The 21,843-nt window shown below is 71.5% G+C and carries 26 protein-coding genes; 13 read left to right on the top strand and 13 right to left on the bottom strand.

The features are described 5' to 3' along the window. Nucleotides 1–137 precede the first annotated feature (137 nt). Entirely contained in the window at nucleotides 138–635 is a 498-nt protein-coding gene (locus tag GQR16_RS10655; protein ID WP_157415112.1) for an NUDIX hydrolase, read from the bottom strand. A 145-nt stretch (nucleotides 636–780) separates the two neighbouring features. Here GQR16_RS10655 and GQR16_RS10650 point away from each other — a divergent pair, with 145 nt between their 5' ends. Continuing rightward, the gene (locus tag GQR16_RS10650) at nucleotides 781–960 is read left to right on the top strand and encodes a hypothetical protein (RefSeq protein WP_157415111.1); all 180 of its coding nucleotides are present in this window, start codon (nucleotides 781–783) and stop codon (nucleotides 958–960) included. 27 nt (nucleotides 961–987) lie between these two features. Here the strand turns inward: GQR16_RS10650 and GQR16_RS10645 are convergent, their stop codons facing one another. The 5 genes from GQR16_RS10645 to GQR16_RS10625 form a co-directional block, all read right to left on the bottom strand. Then, nucleotides 988–1,281 carry a DUF1905 domain-containing protein gene (locus GQR16_RS10645; RefSeq protein ID WP_157415110.1) on the bottom strand — a complete coding sequence of 98 codons (294 nt, stop codon included), beginning with the start codon at nucleotides 1,279–1,281 and terminating at the stop codon, nucleotides 988–990. Next, the gene (locus tag GQR16_RS10640; protein ID WP_157415109.1) at nucleotides 1,278–2,183 is read right to left on the bottom strand and encodes a CPBP family intramembrane glutamic endopeptidase; all 906 of its coding nucleotides are present in this window, start codon (nucleotides 2,181–2,183) and stop codon (nucleotides 1,278–1,280) included. The genes GQR16_RS10645 and GQR16_RS10640 overlap by 4 nt, the downstream gene beginning before the upstream one ends. Nucleotides 2,184–2,281: 98 nt before the next feature. Further along, nucleotides 2,282–2,995: a DUF2510 domain-containing protein gene (locus GQR16_RS10635; RefSeq protein WP_170298462.1), complete on the bottom strand. Its 714-nt coding sequence runs from the start codon at nucleotides 2,993–2,995 to the stop codon at nucleotides 2,282–2,284. Next, complete coding sequence (locus tag GQR16_RS10630) at nucleotides 2,988–3,833, bottom strand: sulfite exporter TauE/SafE family protein (RefSeq protein WP_170298461.1); 846 nt, start codon at nucleotides 3,831–3,833, stop codon at nucleotides 2,988–2,990. Before GQR16_RS10630 ends, GQR16_RS10635 begins: the two co-directional genes overlap by 8 nt. A 49-nt stretch (nucleotides 3,834–3,882) precedes the next feature. Continuing rightward, entirely contained in the window at nucleotides 3,883–4,443 is a 561-nt protein-coding gene (locus GQR16_RS10625) for a VanZ family protein (RefSeq protein ID WP_157415106.1), read from the bottom strand. 351 nt (nucleotides 4,444–4,794) lie between these two features. On the opposite strand from GQR16_RS10625, the gene GQR16_RS10620 reads away from it, so the two are divergent. Continuing rightward, complete coding sequence (locus GQR16_RS10620) at nucleotides 4,795–4,998, top strand: cold-shock protein (protein WP_055862240.1); 204 nt, start codon at nucleotides 4,795–4,797, stop codon at nucleotides 4,996–4,998. Nucleotides 4,999–5,191: 193 nt separating this feature from the next. Here GQR16_RS10620 and GQR16_RS10615 read toward each other — a convergent pair whose 3' ends face one another. Beyond that, nucleotides 5,192–7,246, bottom strand: coding sequence for a PhoX family protein (locus tag GQR16_RS10615; protein WP_157415213.1), 2,055 nt, complete (start codon nucleotides 7,244–7,246; stop codon nucleotides 5,192–5,194). 220 nt (nucleotides 7,247–7,466) lie between these two features. After that, nucleotides 7,467–8,342 carry an NAD-dependent epimerase/dehydratase family protein gene (locus tag GQR16_RS10610; RefSeq protein ID WP_157415105.1) on the bottom strand — a complete coding sequence of 292 codons (876 nt, stop codon included), beginning with the start codon at nucleotides 8,340–8,342 and terminating at the stop codon, nucleotides 7,467–7,469. Between the two features lie 211 nt (nucleotides 8,343–8,553). Between GQR16_RS10610 and GQR16_RS10605 the strand changes: the two genes are divergently transcribed. The 3 genes from GQR16_RS10605 to GQR16_RS10595 all read left to right on the top strand — a co-directional run bounded on the left by GQR16_RS10605 (nucleotide 8,554) and on the right by GQR16_RS10595 (nucleotide 10,558). Further along, on the top strand, nucleotides 8,554–9,621 hold the full coding sequence (locus tag GQR16_RS10605) for a fatty acid desaturase family protein (RefSeq protein ID WP_246200740.1): 1,068 nt from the start codon (nucleotides 8,554–8,556) through the stop codon (nucleotides 9,619–9,621). Nucleotides 9,622–9,726: 105 nt separating this feature from the next. Next, nucleotides 9,727–9,933, top strand: coding sequence for a cold-shock protein (locus GQR16_RS10600; RefSeq protein ID WP_157415103.1), 207 nt, complete (start codon nucleotides 9,727–9,729; stop codon nucleotides 9,931–9,933). A 214-nt stretch (nucleotides 9,934–10,147) separates the two neighbouring features. After that, nucleotides 10,148–10,558, top strand: a complete 411-nt coding sequence (locus GQR16_RS10595) for a TFIIB-type zinc ribbon-containing protein (protein WP_157415102.1) — start codon at nucleotides 10,148–10,150, stop codon at nucleotides 10,556–10,558. Between the two features lie 223 nt (nucleotides 10,559–10,781). Here the strand turns inward: GQR16_RS10595 and GQR16_RS10590 are convergent, their stop codons facing one another. The 3 genes from GQR16_RS10590 to GQR16_RS10580 all read right to left on the bottom strand — a co-directional run bounded on the left by GQR16_RS10590 (nucleotide 10,782) and on the right by GQR16_RS10580 (nucleotide 13,687). Then, nucleotides 10,782–11,489: a type 1 glutamine amidotransferase domain-containing protein gene (locus GQR16_RS10590; RefSeq protein ID WP_157415101.1), complete on the bottom strand. Its 708-nt coding sequence runs from the start codon at nucleotides 11,487–11,489 to the stop codon at nucleotides 10,782–10,784. 97 nt (nucleotides 11,490–11,586) lie between these two features. Continuing rightward, a complete protein-coding gene (locus GQR16_RS10585; protein ID WP_157415100.1) occupies nucleotides 11,587–12,420 on the bottom strand; it encodes an aldo/keto reductase in 834 nt (277 codons plus the stop codon). 34 nt (nucleotides 12,421–12,454) lie between these two features. Next, a complete protein-coding gene (locus GQR16_RS10580; protein WP_157415099.1) occupies nucleotides 12,455–13,687 on the bottom strand; it encodes an MFS transporter in 1,233 nt (410 codons plus the stop codon). Nucleotides 13,688–13,931: 244 nt separating this feature from the next. Between GQR16_RS10580 and GQR16_RS10575 the strand changes: the two genes are divergently transcribed. Beyond that, nucleotides 13,932–14,390 carry a MarR family winged helix-turn-helix transcriptional regulator gene (locus GQR16_RS10575; RefSeq protein ID WP_157415098.1) on the top strand — a complete coding sequence of 153 codons (459 nt, stop codon included), beginning with the start codon at nucleotides 13,932–13,934 and terminating at the stop codon, nucleotides 14,388–14,390. Nucleotides 14,391–14,794: 404 nt separating this feature from the next. Here GQR16_RS10575 and GQR16_RS10570 read toward each other — a convergent pair whose 3' ends face one another. Next, a complete protein-coding gene (locus tag GQR16_RS10570) occupies nucleotides 14,795–15,211 on the bottom strand; it encodes a VOC family protein (RefSeq protein ID WP_157415097.1) in 417 nt (138 codons plus the stop codon). 161 nt (nucleotides 15,212–15,372) lie between these two features. Between GQR16_RS10570 and GQR16_RS10565 the strand changes: the two genes are divergently transcribed. The 7 genes from GQR16_RS10565 to GQR16_RS10535 all read left to right on the top strand — a co-directional run bounded on the left by GQR16_RS10565 (nucleotide 15,373) and on the right by GQR16_RS10535 (nucleotide 20,611). Further along, nucleotides 15,373–15,780, top strand: a complete 408-nt coding sequence (locus tag GQR16_RS10565) for an ArsR/SmtB family transcription factor (protein WP_157415096.1) — start codon at nucleotides 15,373–15,375, stop codon at nucleotides 15,778–15,780. Beyond that, nucleotides 15,777–16,280, top strand: a complete 504-nt coding sequence (locus GQR16_RS10560; protein ID WP_157415095.1) for an SRPBCC family protein — start codon at nucleotides 15,777–15,779, stop codon at nucleotides 16,278–16,280. The genes GQR16_RS10565 and GQR16_RS10560 overlap by 4 nt, the downstream gene beginning before the upstream one ends. 11 nt (nucleotides 16,281–16,291) lie before the next feature. Next, entirely contained in the window at nucleotides 16,292–16,768 is a 477-nt protein-coding gene (locus GQR16_RS10555) for a VOC family protein (RefSeq protein WP_157415094.1), read from the top strand. A 134-nt stretch (nucleotides 16,769–16,902) separates the two neighbouring features. Next, nucleotides 16,903–17,817: a PhzF family phenazine biosynthesis protein gene (locus GQR16_RS10550; RefSeq protein WP_157415093.1), complete on the top strand. Its 915-nt coding sequence runs from the start codon at nucleotides 16,903–16,905 to the stop codon at nucleotides 17,815–17,817. A gap of 94 nt (nucleotides 17,818–17,911) precedes the next feature. Further along, nucleotides 17,912–18,514 (top strand): hypothetical protein, encoded by a 603-nt coding sequence (locus tag GQR16_RS10545; RefSeq protein WP_157415092.1) that lies wholly within the window; start codon nucleotides 17,912–17,914, stop codon nucleotides 18,512–18,514. Between the two features lie 190 nt (nucleotides 18,515–18,704). Next, nucleotides 18,705–19,694, top strand: coding sequence for an aldo/keto reductase (locus GQR16_RS10540; protein ID WP_157415091.1), 990 nt, complete (start codon nucleotides 18,705–18,707; stop codon nucleotides 19,692–19,694). Further along, complete coding sequence (locus GQR16_RS10535; RefSeq protein WP_157415090.1) at nucleotides 19,691–20,611, top strand: AEC family transporter; 921 nt, start codon at nucleotides 19,691–19,693, stop codon at nucleotides 20,609–20,611. Before GQR16_RS10540 ends, GQR16_RS10535 begins: the two co-directional genes overlap by 4 nt. On the opposite strand, the gene GQR16_RS10530 is transcribed toward GQR16_RS10535, so the two are convergent. Next, a complete protein-coding gene (locus GQR16_RS10530; protein WP_157415089.1) occupies nucleotides 20,556–21,815 on the bottom strand; it encodes an MFS transporter in 1,260 nt (419 codons plus the stop codon). The genes GQR16_RS10535 and GQR16_RS10530 overlap by 56 nt on opposite strands. Nucleotides 21,816–21,843 lie beyond the last annotated feature (28 nt).

Here is a 21,843-nt window from a genome sequence, read left to right as displayed (position 1 = left end):
CGGGGCTGCATCGCAATATTGTGCATCGTCTCAGGGACCGCCGACATCACCCGAGCGGCTGATATCGCTGCCAGCGCAACTCATGCGTCTGCATGGTGCCACGTCACCGCGCCAGCGGGTCGAACGGGTGCCGCGGCTCAGGCCAGGTGGGCGAGCAGCGCGTCGAGCGCGGGCCGCTGGCCCTTCACGAGTCGCGCGCGGGCGTCGGCCACCGGCATCCATGCGGCCGAATCGAACTCGGGGAACGACTGGCGGCGACCGGATCGCGGCGGCCACTCGAGCTCGAAGGTGTTGCTCGTGATCGCCGACGCGTCGAACTCGGCCTCGCCGGTGAACACGGCGACGGTCTTGCCCGAGGTGTAGCGGAACACGCCGAGCTCGACGTACGGCACGTCGGGCGCCGGCGCGCCGAGCTCCTCGGCGAACTCGCGCAGGGCCGCGTCGAGCGGCGCCTCATCGGTGAAGCCGCCCTTGGGGATCGACCACGCCGCCTCGTCGCGCCCCTGCCAGAACGGGCCGCCCATGTGCCCGAGCAGCACCTCGAGCCCGTGCTCGGCGCCGCGCTCGCCATCGCGAGGGCCGGATGCCGCGGCCCGCCGCCGATGCAGCAGGATGCCCGCGCTCGTCTCGACCATGCGCTCACGCTAGCCGTCGCCGCCGACACGCGTGCGCGCGAATCGGCCCGGGGCACGTGGCGTCACGGTCGACGGGGGATCGCGGTCGGCCGGCTCCGGGCGTGTGCATCCGAGGATGTCGGATGCCGCGCGTACCGTGTCTGCCATGACGAAGCTGATGCAGCAGACCCTCGTGCCGGCCCCGGCCGTCGAACTCTGCCCGCGCTGCGGCTCGGCCGCGGTCCGCGTGGCCGACGGCGTCACGCTGAGCGACGACGCGCCCCTCTTCGACTGCCGCGAGTGCGGCTTCGAGTGGGGCGAGCTGCTGCGCGACCGCATGGCCTGACGAGCGCCCGCGCTCGGGCCGCCGCGCTCAGAGGTCGAGCACCGTCAGCGAGACCGCGACCTCGCCGCCCTCGACCAGCCCCTCGGCCACGCGTACGGACTTCTTGATCGGCAGCACGTAGCAGCCGACCGTCGAGTCCGGGAAGATCGAGGTCGCCCACGACGACCCGCCGACCTGCACGCGCACGCGCACCGAGCCGAATCCGCGCGGCGGGCGCGGGATCTCCCGTATGTCGGCCGACGCCTCGTCGGGCACCGTGACGAAGTACCACTCGGCGCGCGCCGTCCACTCCCAGAGCGGCGACGTGAATTCGAACCTCATGCGTCCGTCGTCGTGGTCGAGCCAGGCTCGGGGGCTGCGTCGCGGCGACGGCGGCGCGCCCGCGCATCCTCGAGGGCGAAGCTGACCACGACCGCCATCATCAGCGCCCAGAGCACGAACTGCGCACCGATGGCGACCGGGCCGGGGTCGGGCGCCGCATGGCCGGTCGCCGCGCTCCACTCGTCGCCCTGCAGGTAGAGGGCGTAGTCGGTGATCGCGTGGATCAGCACGGGCACCCACAGCCGTCCGGTGGCACGGAACGCGACGTAGTACAGCGCGCCGTCGAACGCTGTGACGGCGACCTGGAAGGCGATCGTGCCGGCGGGCACGCCGTTGAGCAGGCTGCCGAGCGAGTGGCTGAGTCCGAAGAGCAGTGAGGTGACGACGAGGGTGACGAGCTCGCCGTGGTGCGCGCGCAGGCTGACGCGCAGGATGCCGCGGTAGAACAGCTCCTCGCCGAGGCCCACGAGCAGGCAGCCGAGGGCGAGCAGCAGCACGAGCCCGATCGAGCGCTCGCTCCACGGCACGTCGAAGAGTCCGAGCACCGGGCCGACGAGCAGCAGCATCGGGATGGCGAGCATCCAGCGCCGCCGTGGCGGCTCGGCCGTCACCGGGGTCTGGGTCCAGATGTCGCTCCACCATCCGGACCAGCGGGCGAACCAGAGTCCGAGCGCGATCGCGACCGGCAGCGGCACGAGGTGCGACAGGGCGAACTCGAGCTCGGGCGAGTCCGTCGGCACGAGCACGTCCATGAGGTTGCCGAGGCCGGCGGCGAGCAGCACGTAGACGGCGGCCGCGGCGAGACCCACCCAGAAGGTGCGCGCGACCCGGTCGGTCGTGCGAACGGGATCCGGCTCGAGACCCGCGCCCATCTCAGGTGCAGTGGGCGAATCGGCTGGCATTCATGCTCCTCGAGGCATTGTGAGGCGCCGGTCCGCGCCACGACGAGTCTTCCAGAGCGGAAGCGCCCGGTGCGAGCGCCCGGCCGGGCCGACGGGGATCAGGGCGCGCCGACACCCGCGATGAGGTTGGCGAGCAGCACCACGACGCCCGCGCCCAGCACGACGGCGGCGGAGGCGATCCACGCGATGCGGCGGTACGACGGCCGGCCGGCCGGCACGTACGCCGGATCGCCGGCCGTGGTCTGACGGGCGGATGCCGCGCGGAACCCGGTGGGCGGCAGCGGCACCGTCGTGTGCTCGTTCGGTGCCGACGGCATGCGCACGAACGACGGTGGGGTCGAGAACGACGGTTCGGCGGCGAACGAGGGCGCCGCGGGGAACGACGGTGCCGTTGGGAACGACGGCGGCGCCGTGGCGACCGGCGCCGGTCCCGATGCGATCGGCGTGACGGACGGCGTCACCCCGGCGCGCATGCTCGTCATCTCGCTGATCGAGAAGTCGTCGACGAGCGTGTCGACGGGCACGGGGGTCGTGCTCGCGCCGCGCGTTCTCGCCGTACCGCGCCCATGCGCTGCGCCGCGCCCGCCCGTGCAGCCGCCTCGTGCGCCCGCGCCGCGCAGCGCCGTCACGCCGATCGACATCGTCTCGGCGGGCGGGGCATCGGCGGCGAGCGTCGTGTCGTCGGAGAAGGCGCTCGCCGCATCGGCGCGCGCGACGGTGTGCGGCGTCCACGAGGCGCCGTCCCAGTAGCGGAGCGCCGCGGCATCCGCCTCGTCGTCGTACCAACCGGCGACGCGTCGCGACTCAGGCAAGGTCGTCACCGCGGGTGAGGCCCGACTCGCGTCGCTGCGCGCGCACCGCACGAACGGCGAGCTGCGCCGCGGCGATCACGATGAACGCCGCGAACAGGCGCGCCGACCATTCGGGCGAGAGCACGAACGCGATCGCGACGCCGGCGAACGAGGCGACGGTCGCCGCGATGCCGACGACGAGGGCCTCGCGCAGGTCGACGAGCTTCGCCCGCGAGTTCGAGACGGTGCCGCTGATGGCGGTGGGGATCATGACCGCGAGCGAGGTGCCCTTGGCCATGAGGTCGCCCATGCCGAAGAACGCGATGAACGCGGGCACCATGATCGTTCCGCCGCCGATGCCGAACAGGCCGGACGCGACGCCCACGACGATGCCGATGCCGAAGAGCAGGAGGTTCGGCAGCAGGTCGAAGCCCACGTGCCCGCCCGCGCGCTCGGGCACCACGAGCAGCATGCGCACGGCGACGGCGACGAGCAGCGCGATGAACAGCCACCTCAGCCACGTGATGGGCAGGCGTCGCAGCAGCCAGGCGCCGAACCATGACCCGATGATGCCGCCGAGCGCCATGATGAGGGCGGCGACGAGGTCGACCTGGCCGTTCGCGAGGTACGTGATCGAGCCGGCGATCGAGGCGGGCACGATCGCGGCGAGGGAGGTCGCGGTGGCCCGCCGCTGGTCCATGCCGGCGGCCACGATGAGCAGCGGGACCATGAGGATGCCGCCGCCCACGCCGAATGCGCCGGACAGGAGTCCGCCCGCGGCGCCGACGAGGGCGAGTGCCAGGTACCGGCGCGACGACGCGGGCGCGTCGGTCGCGTCTGGCGTGGCGGGGGAGGGCACCAGCCCACTGTAGTCGCCGGGTCGCACGACGCCCGCGGTGGTCGGGAGGTCAGGCCGCGCGGTCGCCCGCGCCGACGAGCTCGTCGAACGGCACCTTCACGTGCGGGGCCGAATCGGAGCGAGCGGATGCCGCGGCCGCGGCGGCCGCGCCCGTCGCCGTGCTGCCGTCGGCCGTGCCGAGCGCCGGGCCGGATGCGACCGCCGCCGCACGCCGCACGCCGCGCGCGGCCATCACGAGCAGCACGCCGAGGCTCGCCCCGAGCGTGTTCATCACGAGGTCGCGCGGGTCGGAGACGCGGTCGGGCAGCAGGAGCTGCACGAGCTCGATGACGGTCGTGAGCGCGAAGCCCGCGACGAACGCGAGCGGCCAGTGACGTCGGTGCAGCAGGAGCGCGGCGAGGACGCCGATCGGCACGAACATGGCGACGTTGAAGGCGATCTCGCTGATGTACCCGGTCGACCAGGTGACGTCGGAGGTCCAGGCCTCGGGGTTCAGCACGCCGCCCGCGAACTCGTGCCCCGACGTGCTCCAGGGCGCGGGGCCGACGGTCAGCCAGAGCACGCCCAACGTCAGCACGACGGCGGCGAATCGCAGGGGGCGGCGGTTCATCCCACGATTCTCCACCCGTTCGCCGGGTTCCGGGCGCCATCCGGAGCATGTTCACAGAACCCGTCCGGTTACCTCATATATCACGAAGTGGTCTCGTGCTCTGTACTCTCAGGGAGAACCCGGTAGGCTGAACACACGATTCCTCCATCAAGCGGGCGCTCGCCCGTGATTTTGACTGATTGCCCGGAGGCGGATTTTCCGCGTGGCATGACCCGATTAGAGGCGACGGATGCCGTAAAGCACCCCCGTCCCTCGCCCCAAACTTCGTCGGCACCGAGTCGTCGAGGTCGCGATCGAGAGTCGATCGCATCGGGTCCGCACGTGCGGCCCGCAAGACAGAAGGACAGCAGTATGGCAACCGGAACCGTCAAGTGGTTCAACGCCGAAAAGGGCTTCGGCTTCATCGCTCCGGACGACGGCTCGGCCGACGTCTTCGCGCACTTCAGCGCCATCACGGGCAACGGCTACCGTTCGCTCGATGAGGGCCAGAAGGTCGAGTTCGAGGTCGCCCAGGGCCCCAAGGGCCTGCAGGCGGAGAACATCCGCGGTCTCTGACCCGCGACGTTCGCATCACCGAACGCCGCCGCCCCACTCACGTGGGACGGCGGCGTTCGTCGTTTCCGGGCGGGTGCCTGACGTGTCCGGGCATGTCCGTCGTGTGCGGGACGCGCCTGACCGCGCCTGACCGCGCCCGACCGACGAGTCCGGGCCGGCCGACGCGCGACCGACCCGAACCGTCAGCGCCCGATCAGCCCTTCCAGACCTGCACGACCGCGGGTCGGGGCCCGCCCCAGGCACCGTTCGCGAGGGTTCCGGGAGCGACGTAGTCGGGGAACATCGAACGCTGCGCCGCCCACGAGCCGTTCTCGCCCGGATGCTGCACGGCGACGTAGACCATGTTCTGCCGATCGCGCACGACCGGTCCGCAGGTCTCCGCCTCGGCGGGCACCGACAGGAACTGCTGCACGCGGCCGCGCTCCGGGCCCTCGAGCGGCACCTTGAACAGGCCGTCGCCGTACGCGATCGTGCTCGGCGCGCCATCCGTCGAGATCCAGAGGTTGCCCTCGGAGTCGAACGCGACGTTGTCGGGGCACGAGATGGGCGAGACCTGCTCGGGCGGGAAGCCGGCGAAGTAGGTCGTCGGGTTCTTCGCGGGGTCGCCGCAGAGCAGCAGGATGCTCCATCCGAAACTCGTCGCCGTGGCGTCGTCGCCCGCTTCGGTGATCTCGATCACGTGGCCGTCGCGGTTGACGTTGCGGGGGTTCACCTCGGTAGCGGTCTCGTTCGCTCCCGTGCCGCGCGACGTGTTGTTCGTGCAGGCGACGTAGATGCGACCGGTCTTCGGGTTCGGCTCGACGTCTTCGCAGCGGTCCATCTTGGTGGCGCCGACGGCGTCGGCCGCGAGGCGGGTGTTGATGAGCACCTCGGCCGCGGTGAAGCCCGGCACCTTGCTCACGCCGTCGACCACGAGCGGCACCCAGGTGCCGGTGCCGTCGAACGCGCCGTCGGAGGGCAGCGCTCCGGTGCCGGTGATCTCGGCCGCAGGGGAGTCACCGCTGAACCGCGCGACGTACAGCGTGCCCGCGGTGAGCAGCGACTTGTTGTGCTTGCGCGCGCCGCCGCCGACGCCCTTCTTGAACTTGTCCTTGGAGACGAACTTGTAGAGGTAGTCGAAGCGCTCGTCGTCACCCATGTAGGCCGCGACGTGCCCGGTGCGACCGACGATCACGTTCGCGCCCTCGTGCTTGAAGCGGCCGAGCGCCGTGTGCTTCACGGGCGGGTCGTTCGGTGCGAGGGGGTCGACCTCGACGATCCAGCCGAAGCGGTTCGGCTCGTTGCGGTAGCCGGGGTTCGTCACCGCGTCGAAGCGGGGGTCGACGGCGCGCCACCCGCGGGTGTCGCCGCTCGTGCCGACCCCGTAGCGCTTCTCGGCTGCGGTGTCGCCGGGGCTCACGAAGTACTGGTTGAAGTTCTCCTCGCCCGAGAGCACCGTGCCCCACGGCGTGGTGCCGCCGGCGCAGTTGCCGAGCGTGCCGAGCGCGCTGCGGCCGGTCGGGTCGTCCTGCGTCTGCAGCAGCGCGTGACCGGCGGCCGGGCCCGAGAAGGTGAACGGCGTGTGCGCGGTGATGCGGCGGTTGAGCGGTGCACCGACGAGGTACTTCCACGGGCCGTTGCGGCGCGTGCGGTAGAGCTGCACCACGGCCATGCCGTGCGCGGCCTGCCCGATGCGGCGCTGCTCGTTCAGCGCGGCCGGGTCGGTCGTCGGCGGGAACATGATGTTCTCGTTCGTGTACTCCTGGTTCGCCACGAGCACGGCGGTGAGGCCGAGCGGGCCCTCGATGATGTCGAGGTAGTCGTTGTTGTAGCCGAACTGGCGGGCCTGCAGCGCCGCGGTCTGCGCGTTCGGGTCGAACCGGTCGTTCTTCGAGAACAGCGGGTCGCCCCAGCGGATGATCGACGACCAGCGGTATCCGGCGGGCACGGTGAAGGCGTCGACGGATGCCGCAACGGGGGCGATCGGCGTGAACGGCATCGTCTGCCCGATCTTCGTTCCGAGCGTGGCCGCGGATGCCGCGGGAGCGTCGCCGCCGACCCCGGCGCCGATCACGATCGCGGCCGCAGCGGCGACGCCGCCGCCGAGGAGCGCCCGCCGGCTGAGGCCGGCGCTCGCGATGTCGCGGAAGTACTCGTTCGTGGTGGTGTTCGGCACGGGGTGGAAGCAGGCGTCGCCGCACTTGAGGTGGCAGGTGACGGCGCTGCGCTTGCCGAACGTGTGCCCGTCCATGGCCAGCAGCGGGAGCATGGGGCGGTCGGCCGCCGAGACGCGCTCGTCGCGGCTGCTCGCAGGTTCGTGGATCAGGGTCATCGGCGGGTCCTCCTCGTCGGCCTGCGACGCGCGACCGCGACGCACGGCCACCATGCCAGCGACCCGGTTCTCCCGAACGGATGCGGAGTGTCCGTTCGGTGAACCTCCGTTGAACGTGGGCTCGGCGGCGGCCCCCGGGCGACCCGTGCGAGCCGGATCAGGCGGGTCGAGGCCCGCCCGCGGCATCCGCCCCGACCTGATCGCGCCAGGAGTGCACGGGTTCGAAGCCGAGCAGGCGACGGGCCTTGTCGATCGAGAGCAGCGTCTCGTTGGTGCCCAGGTCGCCGCGCACCTCGACGCCGGGGAAGACCTCGGCGACGAGTTCGGCGTTCGGCCGCGACATGACGGTGTCGGCCGCGGCGATGATGAACCGGTCGAATCCGGGGCGTGCGGCGGCCAGTGCGCGGCTCACGGCCTGGGCGCCGTCGCGGGCGTCGATGTAGCCCCAGAGGTTCCACTTGCGCAGGGTCGCGTCGGCGTCGAAGTCGGGGAACGCGGCGTAGTCGTCGGGGTCCATGACGTTCGAGAACCGCAGTGCGGTGACCGAGAGCTCGGGGTTCCAGCGCACGAGCTCGATCGCCATGGTCTCCTCGAGGTGCTTCACGAGGGAGTAGGTCGACTCGGGCCGGGCCGGGTACTCCTCGTCGACGGGGATGTACGGCGGCGGCACGTCGAACGGCAGGCCGAGCACCGTCTCGCTCGAGGCCGTGACGATGCGCGTGATGCCGAGGCGCTTGGCGGCCTGGAAGACGTTGAACGTGGCGAGCATGTTGTTGCGGAACGTCGCGACGTCGCTCATGAGCCCGGGCGCCGGCACGGCGGCGAGATGCACGATCGCATCGGCCCCGTCGTGCTGGTCGTCGACGCCCGCGACGGCGTCGATCACCTGCCCGTAGTCGGTCAGGTCGACGCGCACGAGGGTGCCGCGCTCGCCGTGCTGGTCGAGGTTCACGACCTCGTGGCCCTCGTTGCGGAGTGTTGCGACGACCGTGCGGCCGAGTTTTCCGGATCCTCCGGTGACGATGATGCGCATCGGAACAGTCTTGCAGCCAGGGATCGAGCCGAAGAGACTACCCGATAGATTCCGCGTCAGGAATATGTCGAGGTCGTATTCCCAGCCCGTTCACATGCTCAGGCCATAGCGTTCGACCCATCTTCAGCGGGTGATCGCCCGTGACCCACGGCTGGGAAGTCGATGACCAGCTGGGACCCCCATCATCTCTCACGCCGATTCCCTCGGTGCGATCCGGGCCACCAAGCCTCGCACCGGCTCCCTTGACGTCACCCGCAGCTTCACCGCCCTCTCCCGGGTCGTTCGCGAATCCGGTCTGCTGGCCCGCACCCGCTGGTTCTACGCGGCGCTCGTCGGCACGCTCCTTCTGGCCCTCGGCGGTGTGATCACCGGGTTCATCCTGCTCGGTGACTCGTGGTTCCAGCTGCTCATGGCCGGAGCCCTCGGCCTGATCCTCACGCAGTTCGCCTTCCTCGCGCACGAGGCCTCGCACCGGCAGGTGCTCGAGTCGGGCCCGGCCAACGACCGGGTCGGCCGCATCCTCGCCGCCGGCGTCGTCGGCATCAGCTACTCGTGGTGGATGACGAAGCACACGCGTCACCACGCGAACCCGAACAAGATCGGCAAGGACCCCGACATCGAGTGGGACACGATCTCGTTCACCGAGACCGATGCCGCCAAGCAGAAGGGCCTGCTCGCCGCGATCACGCGCAAGCAGGGCTACCTGTTCTTCCCGCTGCTCACGCTCGAGGGCCTCAACCTGCACATGCGCTCGATCGCCACGCTCATGGAGCGCCGCCCGGTCAAGGGCCGCTGGATCGAGCTCAGCCTCATCGCCGTGCACTTCATCGTCTACTTCGGCGCCCTGTTCTGGGTGCTGCCGCTCGGCATGGCGTTCGCCTTCATCGGCGTGCAGATGGCCGTGTTCGGCGTCTACATGGGCGCCTCGTTCGCGCCGAACCACAAGGGCATGGCGCTCATCCCGGCCGATTCGAAGCTCGACTTCTTCTCGAAGCAGGTGCTCACCTCGCGCAACATCTCGGGCGGGCTCTGGGCGAGCGCCCTGCTCGGCGGACTCAACTACCAGGTCGAGCACCACCTGTTCCCGAACATGCCGCGCCCCCACCTCGCCAAGGCGCGCGAGATCGTGCGCGAGCACTGCGCGACCCTCGACGTGCCCTACACCGAGACCACGCTCGTGCAGTCGTACGGCATCGTGATCCGCTACCTCAACCAGGTGGGCCTCTCGGCCCGCGACCCCTTCGACTGCCCGATGGTGAACCAGTTCCGTCGGGTCTGACGACCAAGAACCTCCGGTGGCGGATTTCGCGACCGGAACACGCACGGCCAGGCCGTGCACACCGCGCCCGCTTCGGTGGGTGCGGAATGAATGAAGGAATACAACATGGCTACCGGAACCGTCAAGTGGTTCAACGCCGACAAGGGCTTCGGCTTCATCGCTCCCGACGACGGCACGGCTGACGTCTTCGCGCACTTCAGCGCGATCGCATCAGACGGCTACCGCTCGCTCGACGAGAACCAGAAGGTCGAATTCGACACCGCCCGCGGACCCAAGGGCCCGCAGGCAGAGAACATCCGAGTCATCGGCTAGTTCTCCGACGCACTGATCGGCGCCTCGCGCCGGTCGATGAGCGGATGCCACGGTCGCCCGCCTCTTCGTGAGGCGCGCGCCGAGGCATCCGCTCGTCCTGTTTCCGGGGGCGAACGGCAGGGCTCGGCGCGGGTCGGTGCCGGTCTGGGCGTCCTCGGAGCTTCGCTGCCTAGGCTCGGCCGGGACCCCTTGCAACCCCGAACGAGGAGCCCCCATGCAGTGCCCCAACGACGGAGCCGTGCTCGTGATGAGCGAGCGCAGCGGCATCGAGATCGACTACTGTCCGACCTGCCGCGGCGTGTGGCTCGACCGAGGCGAGCTCGACAAGATCATCGAGCGCGCCGCGAACGACAGCGGTGCAGCTCCGGCCGCCCCCGCTCCCGCCCAGCCGGCGTTCCAGCAGCCCGCTCCGCCGGCCTACCAGCCGCCCGCGCAGCCGCAGTACGGCCAGCCCGCGTACGGCCAGCAGCCGCCCGCGCAGCCGCAGTACGGCCAGCCCGCGTACGGCCAGCAGCCGTACGACAACCGCGGTCAGGACGGTCGCGGGTACGACAACCGCGGCTACGGCGACCAGGGCTACCGCAAGAAGAAGAAGGACAACTGGCTGTCCGACCTCTTCGACTGACGGCGGTCGGCCACGGCCGAGACGACGAACGGATGCCGCGGCGCGGCGCTCATGACGGGCGCGGCGCCGCGGCATCCGTCGTCGGCCGGGTGCTTCGGCAGCTGGATGTCGACGCCGGGGCAGGCGAACGGCCGCCGGTCAGGACGATCGCGGGGATCGCGTCCTGAGGTGCGGCCGTTCGCCTGAGCTCGGCGCCCCGCGAGAGGACCCGGACGGACCGAGGTCAGCCGCGCGCGGCGAGGGCCTCGAGCACGCGGCGGGCGACCGAGGCGCTCGACTGCGGATTCTGGCCGGTGATGAGGTTGCCGTCGACGACGACGTGGTCGCTCCAGGGTGCGGCCGAGTCGATGAGGGCGCCGCGCTCGCGGAGGCGGCTCTCGACCCACCACGGGGTGTTCTCTCCCGTGCCGCCCGTGCGCTCCTCCTCGTCGGTGAAGACGGTGAGACGGCGGCCTGCGAACGCGAAGGATCCGTCGGCGAGGCTCGCCGAGAGCAGGGCTGCCGGTCCGTGGCAGAACGGCGCGATGATCGTGCCGGCCTCGTTCGCGGCGACGAGCACACGGCCGGTCGCGGCGTCGGACGCGAGGTCGCTCATGGGGCCGTGTCCGCCCGGCAGCACGACGGCGGCGTACTCGGCCGCGTCGACGTCGGCGATCGCGACGGGGGAGGTGAGCTCGCCCGCGATCGCGTCGAGGTAGTCCGCGAACTCGCGGGCGCGCGCCTCGCCGCCGGTCTGCGACGGGTCGAGGCTGCCCGCGTCGACGGTGGGCGCGACGCCTCCCGGGGTCGCGATGGTCACGGTGTGCCCTGCGGCGACGAGGTCGCGGTGCGCGGTCACGAGCTCCTCGGCCCAGAAGCCGGTGGGGTGCTCGGTGCCGTCCTTCATGGTGAGGCTCGTGGCGGCGGTGACGATCATGAGGATGTCGCTCATGGAGTGGTTCCCTTCTCGTGCGGGTCGTGCGGGTCGTGCGGGTCGTGCGGGTCGTGCGGCGCCGGCGTGAGGTGCCTGCGCCAGGTGCCGGGCCGGCTCAGGCGGCGTGGAACTCGACGGGGTGCGGTCCGGTGCGTCCGTCGCGGTCGAGGGCGTCGATCGCCGCGAGTTCGTCGGCCGCGAGCTCGAAGCCGAACACGTCGAAGTTCTCGGCGATGCGGCGGGGCGTGACCGACTTCGGGATCACGATGCGCCCCTGCTGCAGGTGCCAGCGCAGCACGACCTGCGCGGGGGTGCGGCCGTGGCGCTCGGCGATCTCGACGACGGAGGCCTCGCCGAGCACGGCGCCCTGCGCGAGCGGGCTCCACGCCTCGGTCGCGATGCCGTGCCTCGCATCGGCGGCGATCACGGCGCGGTTGGCCATGGCGGGGTGCAGCTCGACCTGGTTCACGGCGGGCACGACGGTGCTCGCCTCGACGAGTCGGTCGAGGTGCTCGGGCTCGAAGTTCGAGACGCCGATCGCGCGCGTGCGGCCGTCGGCGAGCAGGCGCTCGAGCGCACGCCACGTGTCGAGGTAGCGGCCGCGGTCGGGCGTCGGCCAGTGGATCAGGTAGAGGTCGAGCTGCTCCAGCCCGAGCTTCGCGGCGCTCGCGTCGAACGCGCGAAGGGTCTCGTCGTAGCCCTGGTCGGAGTTCCAGACCTTCGTGGTGACGAACAGCTCGTCGCGCGCGAGGCCCGACTCGGCGATGGCCCGTCCGACGCCTGCCTCGTTGCCGTAGACGGCGGCCGTGTCGATGCTGCGGTAGCCGACCTCGAGGGCCGTGGTCACGGCCGCGGCGGTCTCGTCGTCGGGCACCTGGAAGACGCCGAAGCCGAGCTGCGGCATCCGCACGCCGTTGTTCAGGGTGATGGTGGGGACCGTGGCGGTCATGGGTGTTCCTTTCGGGAGGGGTTGAGGAGGGGGATCAGAGGGCGGATGTCGCGACGGACCCGGTCGTGGTCGTGACGCGAGGCGCGGCATCCGCTCGCTCGATGCGCGGCGCACCGGCCCGGGCCGTGGCCCACGCGACGACCATGACGAGGAGCGCGGCGGCCGTGATGATCGCGCCGACCCAGATGGGCGAGGTGTAGCCGAGGCCGGCCGAGATCGCGAGGCCGCCCGCGAAGGCGCCGAGGGCGTTGCCGACGTTGAACGCGGCGATGTTCGCGCCCGAGGCGAGCGTGGGCGCCTGGTCGGCGTACCGCATGACGCGGCTCTGCAGCGCGGGCACCGTGCCGAACCCGAACCCGCCCATGAGCACGAGCAGCACGATCACGGCGACGGGGGATGCCGCGAGCCAGCCGAGCAGGGCCAGCACGACGACGAGCGCGGCGATGAAGCCGAGCAGCGTGCCGTCGATCGAGCGGTCGGCGAGCTTGCCGCCGATCCAGTTGCCGACGACGAGCCCTGCGCCGAAGAGCACGAGCAGCCACGGCACGTCGGTCGCGGCGAATCCGCTGACCTCGGTGAGCGTGTAGGCGATGTACGTGAACGCGCCGAACATGCCGCCGAAACCGAGCACGGTGACGGTCAGCGAGAGCCAGACCTGGCCGGAGCGGAACGCGCCGAGCTCGCGGCGGAGGCTCGGGGCGGTCGCCGTCGCCGCTGCCGGGACCGACTTCGGCACGAGCGCGGCGATGCCGATGAGCGCGACGACGCCGATCGCCGAGATGACCCAGAACGTGGAGCGCCAGCCGTACTGCTGCCCGAGGAACGTGCCGAAGGGCACCCCGAGCACGTTCGCGGCCGTGAGGCCGGTGAACATGATCGCGATGGCTCCGGCGCGCTTCGCGGGAGCGACGAGGTCGGCCGCGAGCACCGCGCCGATGCCGAAGAAGGCGCCGTGGCAGAGTGCGGCGACGATGCGCCCGACGAGCATGGCCTCGTACGTCGGTGCGAGCGCCGAGATGGCGTTGCCCGCGATGAACAGCCCGAGCAGCCCCATGAGCACCGGCTTGCGGGGGAGGCGGGTGGCGGCCGCCGTGAGGGCGATCGCCCCGACGGCCACGGCGAGGGCGTAGCCCGAGATGAACCAGCCGGCCGCGGCCTCGGTGACGCCGAAGTCGGCGGCGAGGTCGGGCAGCAGGCCCATGATGACGAACTCGGTCAGGCCGATGCCGAAGGCGCCGATCGCGAGGGCGAGCAGTCCGAGTGGCATTGCGAGGTTCTCCTGTACACTGAGGAAAGTAGTTGCACGCGCCGACTATTGCGAACGCAGGGTCAATAGTTGCACACGCAATTACCTAGCGCAAGCAACTACTTTTCCCGGGCGTGCCGCGACGGCGCTTCCGGAGCCCGTCAGGGGCGCAGAACCGCACCGCACAGCACCGCATCGAACCGCATCGAACAGCACCGCATCGAACCGCACCGCATCGAACCGCACCGCGAGATCAGGAGACGACATGGGCATCGCCGACGACGCCGTCGAGGTTCGCGCCCACGGCTGGCGCACACTGGCCGCGCTGCACGGCCTGATCGAGAGCGAGCTCGAGCGGGCGCTCTCGGCCTCCGTCGACCTCTCGGTCGTCGAGTACACCGTGCTCGACGCGCTGAACCGCCAAGACGGCTGGCACATGCGCATGCAGCAGCTCGCCCGCGCGACCGCGCTCAGCCCGAGCGCGACCACGCGACTCGTGAACCGGCTCGAAGACCGGGCGCTGCTCACCCGCGTGCTCTGCGCCGACGACCGGCGCGGCATCTACACCGAACTCACGCACGCCGGGCGGGCGCTGTACGAGAAGGCGCGGCCCATCCACGACGAGACGCTCGAGCGCGTGCTCGCCGACGCGCAGGCGCAGCCCGAGCTCGCGCCGGTCGTCGAGGCGCTGCACGCGATCGCGCTGCCGGTCGCCGCGGGCTGACCCGCGCGACCTGCGCCGCGTGCGGACCCGACCGCGACCTGCGCCGCGTGCACGACGGGCGGACGGGTGCGCGACGCGCCCGCGACCCGCGACGGGTGCGCGACGCACGCCGCCGGGCCGCGGCACCCGTCCGTCGTCCGTCATCGGAGCGGAGGAGATCGGCGCGGGCGGAGGAGGCCTTCGCGCGAACGGTCCTCCGCTCGCGCCGAACTCCTCCCGTCGGATTGCACGCCCAGTGAGCCGAGGAAACCCGTGATTCAGGAGGACGTCGCCGGCTCAGGACGATCTCGGCAACGCCGGCCTGACGAGCGTGCGTCTGCCTGACGAGCGTGCGTCGGCCTGACGAGCGTGCGTCGGCCTGACGAGCGTGCGCGACGCGCCCGCCGTGGTCCCGGAGGCGAGGGCTACGCCGCGGTGCCGGAGATGTTGACCAGCCAGCTCGCGCCGAAGCGATCGAGCAGCATGCCGAACGCGTCGCCCCAGGGCGCGACCTCGAGCGGCTGCAGCACGGTCGCGCCGTCGGAGAGTCCGTTCCAGTAGCCGCGGATCGTCGCGTCGTCGTCGCCCGAGATCGACACCGAGACGCCCGAGATGCCGTGGTACTCCATGTGCGCCGGCACGTCGGCCGCCATGATCGTGAGCCCGTCGGGCGCATCGATCTGGCCGTGCATCACGAGGTCGGCGTCGGCGGGGCTCTCGGAGGCCTGGAAGTCGGCGAACGTGCTGATGTTCAGCGTGCCGCCGAAGATCGCGTGGTAGAACTCGAGCGCCTCGCGGGCGGTGCCGCGGAAGTTGAGGTAGGGGTTCAGCGTGACGGGCATGGCGTGCTCCAGATCGTCATCGGTCGTGGGTTCGTCGTCGATTCTGCTCCGGATGCCGCGGCGACGCGAGGAATTCTCGAAGAACACTTGACCCGCTCGTCGTTGCGGCGTACCTTGTAATCAATCAAACAGTTGATCAATGGAACGGTTGGTTACACCGCATGATCCTCGATCCGAGCGCCGACGACCGGCTCGACCGCGCATTCATGGCGCTGGCCGATCCGGTCCGCCGGGGCATCATCGCGAGGCTCAGCCGCGGATCGGCGACCGTCAACGAGCTCGCCGAACCGTTCCGGATCACGAAGCAGGCCGTGTCGAAGCACATCCAGGTGCTCGAGGCGGCGGGGCTCGTCACGCGAACGCGCGACGCGCAACGTCGCCCCGTGCACCTGGCGCCGGCCCAGCTCGAAGCACTCACCGCGTGGATCGACCGCTACCGGCTGATCCACGAGCAGCGATTCCGCTCTCTCGACGCGCTGCTCGCCACCGAACGCGACGACGACCCAGCCGCCGCACCCGCAGCGACCGCGCATGACGCCGGTCCCGCACGCAAGGCACAGGAATCATGACCACCACCGATCCCGCCGACACCGGCACCACCACCAACGCCGTGACCATCACGGCCCCTGAGGGCCTGCCCTTCATCGACATCGTCCGCGACTTCGACGCACCCGTGAGCGCGCTCTTCGAAGCCCACCGCGACCCCGAGCTCGTCAAGCGCTGGCTCGGCCCGAACGGCTACGACATGCAGGTCGAGCGCTGGGACTTCGTCCCGCAGGGCGGCTACCGCTACCTGCACGTCGACCCGTCGGGCGAGGCGTACGCGTTCAACGGCACCTTCCACACGGTGCGCGAGAACGAGTTCGCCATCCAGACCTTCGAGTACGAGGGCTTCCCCGACGTCGTCGCGATCGAGTCGATGGCGTTCGAAGACCTGGGCGGCGGGCGCACGCGCCTGCGCATCCACTCGACGTACCCGAGCGTCGAGGCACGCGACGGCATGATCGCATCGAACATGGAGCAGGGCCTCACCGAGGGGTACCAGCGCCTCGACGGACTGCTGAGCTGAGGCCCGACATCATGGACTGGACCCTCGAAGTCGTCATCGTGCCGGTCAGCGACCTCGACCGCTCGATCGCCTTCTACCGCGACCAGGTCGGGTTCGAGCTCGACCACGACACCCGCAACGAGCACATGCACATCGCGCAGCTCACCCCGCGCGGCTCGGGTTGCTCGATCGTCATCGGCAGCCTGCCCTCGCAGAACGAGATGGCGCCCGGCTCGCTGCGCGGCGTGCAGCTCGTCGTCGCCGATGCCGAGGCCGCGCGCGCCGAGCTCATCGAGCGCGGGGTCGACGCCGGCCCGATCACCGTGTTCGACGAGCGCGACGGCGGCACGTTCTTCGGCTTCTCCGACCCCGACGGCAACTCCTGGGCCGTGCAGCAGCTCAAGGCCAGGGCGGCTCGACCGCTCATCCCGGTCGACGCGCGGCAACGGTTCGGCGCCGAGCAGGAGCAGCAGGAGCCCGCACAGCAGGAGCCCGTGCAGCAGCCCTGACCCGCGCAGTCGGGCGAGCGGATGCCGCGGCGCGCGCCCATCGCATGAGGGCCGCCCGCGGCATCCGCTCGCCCGAGAGCCCTGCGGTGGCCGCCGGATCGGCGAGGCCGCGCCGCCCGTGCGACGATCGAGGTATGACCAGCGCGCCCGAGATCCTCCGCTACGCCGCCTTCGCCGACCTGCCGACGGGCGGCAACCCGGCGGGGGTCGTGCTCGACGCGTCGAGCCTCGACGACGCGCAGATGCAGCGCATCGCCGCCGAGGTCGACTACGCCGAGACGGCGTTCGTCACCGGGCGCGACGGCGAGGCCTACGTCGTGCGGTACTTCTCGCCGATCGCCGAGGTGCCGTTCTGCGGGCATGCGACGGTCGCCACCGCGGTCGCGCTCGCCGAGCGCTCGACGGCGGGCGACGCCGGGGCTGGGGCGCTGCGGTTCAGCACGCCCGTCGGGCCGATCGAGATCGCGACCGAGCGTGCACCGGGTGGCATCACCGCCGCGTTCACGAGCGTCGGCACCGACCTCGCCGAGTTCGAGCCCGCCACGCTCGCTCGCGTGCTCGGGCTGCTCGGGCTCGAGGCGTCGGCCCTCTCGACCGAGCTGCCGCCGCGCCTCGCCTTCGCGGGCAACTGGCACCCGGTGCTCGTGGTCGACGACGCGAGTGCGTTCGACGGGTTCGCGTTCGACCCGGTCGCCGTGCGCGCGCTCATGGACGAGCAGGGCTGGCCAGCCACCATCACGGTGCTGCACCCCATCGCACCCGGCCACGGCGAACGCGACGAGGAGGCGGATGCCGCGGGCCAGCTCCGCTTCGAGGCGCGCAACCTGTTCCCGGTGGGCCGCATCACGGAGGACCCGGCGACGGGGTCGGCCGCCGCGGCCGTCGGAGGCTACCTGCGCGCGCTCGGCGCGGTCGCCACGCCGACCCGGATCGTCATCGAGCAGGGGCGCCACGTCGGGCGCCCGGGCGAGCTCACGGTCGACATCCCGACGGCGGGCGGCATCACGGTGAGCGGTCGCGCCGTGCCGATTCCGGCCCCCGGGGACTGAACGCGCGGCACGACCACGAGATCGGACGGTCACATCCGTTCGGGGGCATTGCGTCGAGCGTGCCGGACGACGATCATGAACCGGGGGGATTTGCATGGGACGACAAGCACGCGCGACCTGGATCGGCGACGACGGGTTGGCCGCCGTCACGCTCCACCTCGAGTCGGGCGGGCTCCAGGTCTCGGGTGAGCGTCGAGCTCGTCTGCCGCGCGCGGCGCTGACGCAGGTGCAGGCGACCGACGGGGTCGTCTCGTTCGTGGCGCAGGGCGACACCTACCGGTTCCGGCTGGGCGCTGCGGCATCCGCCTGGGCCGATGCGCTCGTCGCCGCCCCGCCGACGCTCGCCGAGAAGCTCGGCATCGCCGCTGGTCGCACGGTCGCCGTGCGCGGCGAGCTGCCGGTCGCCGAGCTCGAGGACGCGCTCGCCGAGGCCACGCGCGTGGCACCGTTCGAGGCCGAGCTCGTGGTCGTGGTCGTGCGCGACCAGGGTGAACTCGCCTCGCTGCCCGTCTGGTTCCGCGAGTGCGGCGTCGCGTCGCCCGTGTGGGTCGTGCACGGCAAGGGCCGGCGCACGACGGCGCCAGGCGACAACGCCGTGCGCAGCGCGCTCCGCGACAGCGGGTGGCGCGACACGAAGGTCAGCGCGATCGCCGACGCGTGGTCGGCCACGAGGTTCCATCCGGCCAAGGCGTCCTGAGGCGGCTCCGGCGTCAGCGACGGCCACGCCGTCCGCGGTCTCCTGCGAAGGGCGGATGCCGCGACGCGGCGTAGGCTCGGAAGGCAGCCGCGTCGGCGGCTCGCACGACGGCCGCACGCGGCATCCGTCATCGCATCGATCACGTCTCGCTCGTCGTCACGCACCGCACTCGTACCCCTGGAGGACTCCCATGCAGCGTCGCACGCTCGGCCGTACCGGCCGCTCGGTCTCGGTCATCGGCCTCGGCACCTGGCAGCTCGGCGCCGACTGGGGCGACGTCGACGAGGCCGACGCGCTCGCCGTGCTCGACGCCGCGCACGAGGCCGGCGTCACGTTCTTCGACACGGCCGACGTCTACGGCGACGGCCGCAGCGAATCGCTCATCGGCACATGGCTGCGCGCGAACCCCGACTCGGGCGTCACGGTCGCCACGAAGATGGGCCGCCGCCTGCCGCAGGAGCACGAGAACTACTCGCCCGAGCACTTCCGGGCGTGGGTCGACCGCTCGCGAGCGAACCTCGGCGTCGACACGCTCGACCTCGTGCAGCTGCACTGCCCGCCGACCTCGGTCTACGGCGACGACGCGGTGTTCGACGCGCTCGATGCGCTCGTGGCCGACGGGTCGATCGCCGCCTACGGCGTGAGCGTCGAGAAGGTCGACGAGGCGCTCACCGCGATCGCACGCCCGAACGTGGCGACCGTGCAGATCATCCTCAACGCGTTCCGGCTGAAGCCGCTCGACGCCGTGCTGCCCGCCGCCGTCGAGGCCGGCGTCGGCGTCCTCGCGCGCGTGCCGCTCGCGAGCGGACTGCTCTCGGGCCGGTACACGAACGAGACCGTGTTCGCCGCGAACGACCACCGCACCTTCAACCGCCACGGCGAGTCCTTCGACGTGGGCGAGACGTTCTCGGGCGTCGACTACGAGACGGGCGTCGCCGCTGCGGCCGAGTTCACGTCGCTCGCGAGGGCCGCCGCCCCCGACGCCACGGCCGCCCAGGTCGCGCTCGCGTGGATCGCCGCGCAGCCGGGCGTCAGTTCGGCGATCCCGGGTGCGCGCAACGTCGACCAGGCGCGCGCGAACGCCGCGGCCGGCTCGCTCGAGCTGCCCGCCTCGTTCGACGCCGCGGTGCGAGAGCTCTACGACCGCAGCATCCGCGCGCAGGTGCACGCCCGCTGGTGAGCGGCATCTTCACCGGCTTCGCGGTCATCGCCCTCGCCGTCTTCGTCGGATGGCTCGCCGGGCGCCTCGGTGTGCTCGGCCCGAGCGCCCGCCCGGTGCTCGCGCAGCTGAACTTCAACGTGCTCGCGCCGTTCCTGCTGTTCTCGGTGCTCGCGACGGCCGACGTGCACGCCCTGTTCTCGGTGCTGCTGCCCGTCTCGGCGATCGTCGCCGTCGTGATCATGGCGTGCTTCGCGCTCGTCTCGCTGCTCGTCTGGCGCCGCGGCGCCGCCCGAACGGTCATCGGCTCGCTCGCCTCGGGGTACGTCAACGGCAACAATTTCGGCATCCCGATCGCGGTCTACATGCTGGGGGATGCCGCGTACTCGGCGCCCGTCGTGCTGCTCCAGTTGCTCGTGTTCGTGCCGATCGCGCTGTCGGTGCTCGGCGCGAGCGTCGAGGGCCGCACCTCGGTCGGCCTCATCCTGCGCACGACGTTCGGCAACCCGATCATCATCGGATCCCTGCTCGGCGTGCTCGTCTCGGTCTCGGGCATCGAGCTGCCGCCGGTCGTGCTCGACCCGATCGAGCTCATCGGCCACGCGGCCGTGCCGCTCATGCTCATCGCCTACGGCCTCTCGTTGCACGGCCAGCGACTGCTCGAGCCGGGCACCGGTCGGCGCGACGTGCTGCTCGCGTCGACACTGAAGCTCGTCGCGATGCCGCTCGCGGCGTGGGCGCTCGGACGCTTCGTGTTCGGGCTCGACGGCATCGACCTCTACGCCGTGACGGTGCTCGCGGCGCTGCCGACCGCGCAGAACGTGTTCGTGTTCGCACAGCAGTACGACACGGCCGAGATCGTCGCGCGCGACACCGTGTTCATCACGACGATCGGGTCGGTTCCGGTGCTGCTCGCGGTGGCGCTGCTGCTGGGCTGACCGGTCGCCGCCTCGCCTGCGAGGCCACCGAGAAGCTCACGACGGCGACCGCGGCGACCACGAGCATCGCGTTGCGGGCGCCGACCTCGCTCGCGAGCAGGCCGAGCAACGGGGGAGCCGCGAGCGACGACACCGTCGAGAACGACGTGACCACGGCCACGCGCGGGCCCGAGTGCGCAGGGTCGTCGGATGCCGCGGAGATCGCGATCGGGTTGCCGAGCGCCGCGCCGCAGCCCCAGAGGAGCACGCCGATCCACGCGGTCGCGAGGCTCGGCGAGAACACGAAGACGAGCACGCCCGTGAACGTCGCCAGGCCCGACACGCGCAACACCGCGACGCGGCCGAAGCGGTCGATGAGCGGCGTTCCGAGGAAGCGGAACACCGTCATCGCGGCGACGAACGTGCCGTAGGCGAGGGCACCGGCGGCCTCGGCGGTCGCGAAGCCGTCGACCACGGCGAGCGAGAGCCAGGTGATCGCCGTGCCCTCGGCGAGCGAGGCCGCGAGCAGCACCACGCCGAGCAGCAGGGTGCGGGGCTCCAGCCAGGCGCCGTGCGCCTGTCGCACCGCGCCGCGGTTGCGGTGCCTCGTCGCCTCGGCCGAGATCGAGCCCGTCTCGGTCGTGACGGGAACGTGCAGGGTGAGCGCCGTGGCCGGGCGGAACAGCACGAGCCGGGTGATCGTCACCGCCGTCAGCACGACGAGGATCTGCACGGTGATCGACACGTGCAGCGCCGCGAACCCGGCTCCGACGACCGCGCCCGTCGCCGCACCGATCGAGAAGCAGGCGTGGAAGTGCGGCAGGATCGCCTTGCCGATGCGCCGCTCGACCTCGGCGGCGTTCGTGTTGATCGGCACGTTCACGAGGGCGCCGCAGAACCCGTTGACGAACGCGCCCGCGATGAAGAACCGCAGGTCGCCGGTCGCGGTCGCGAACGCGATGGAGCCGAAGCCGAGGACGTTGCCGATGGTGCCGCCGAGCAGCGCCCTCCGGCCGCCGAAGCGCGCCACGATCACGCCGATCGTCAGCGCACCGGTCAGGGAACCGAGCCCGCCAACGACCAGGAGCCCGCCGAGCTGGGCGGCGTTCACGTCGAGCGCCTCACGGATCGACGGCATGCGGCTGAGCCACGACGACATGATGAGCCCGAACAGCGCGAACTGCACCAGCAGCGACCAACGGGCGGCCCGTACTTCGTTCGACATGGTAAAGAATCCTGCCAGTAATCCGGAT

The sequence above is a fragment of the Agromyces allii genome, assembly GCF_009749385.1.
In the GTDB taxonomy this organism is placed as follows: Bacteria; Actinomycetota; Actinomycetes; order Actinomycetales; family Microbacteriaceae; genus Agromyces; species Agromyces allii.
The sequence above is the reverse complement of the archived record's forward strand: the minus strand, read 5'-3'. Positions and strand labels throughout refer to the sequence as shown.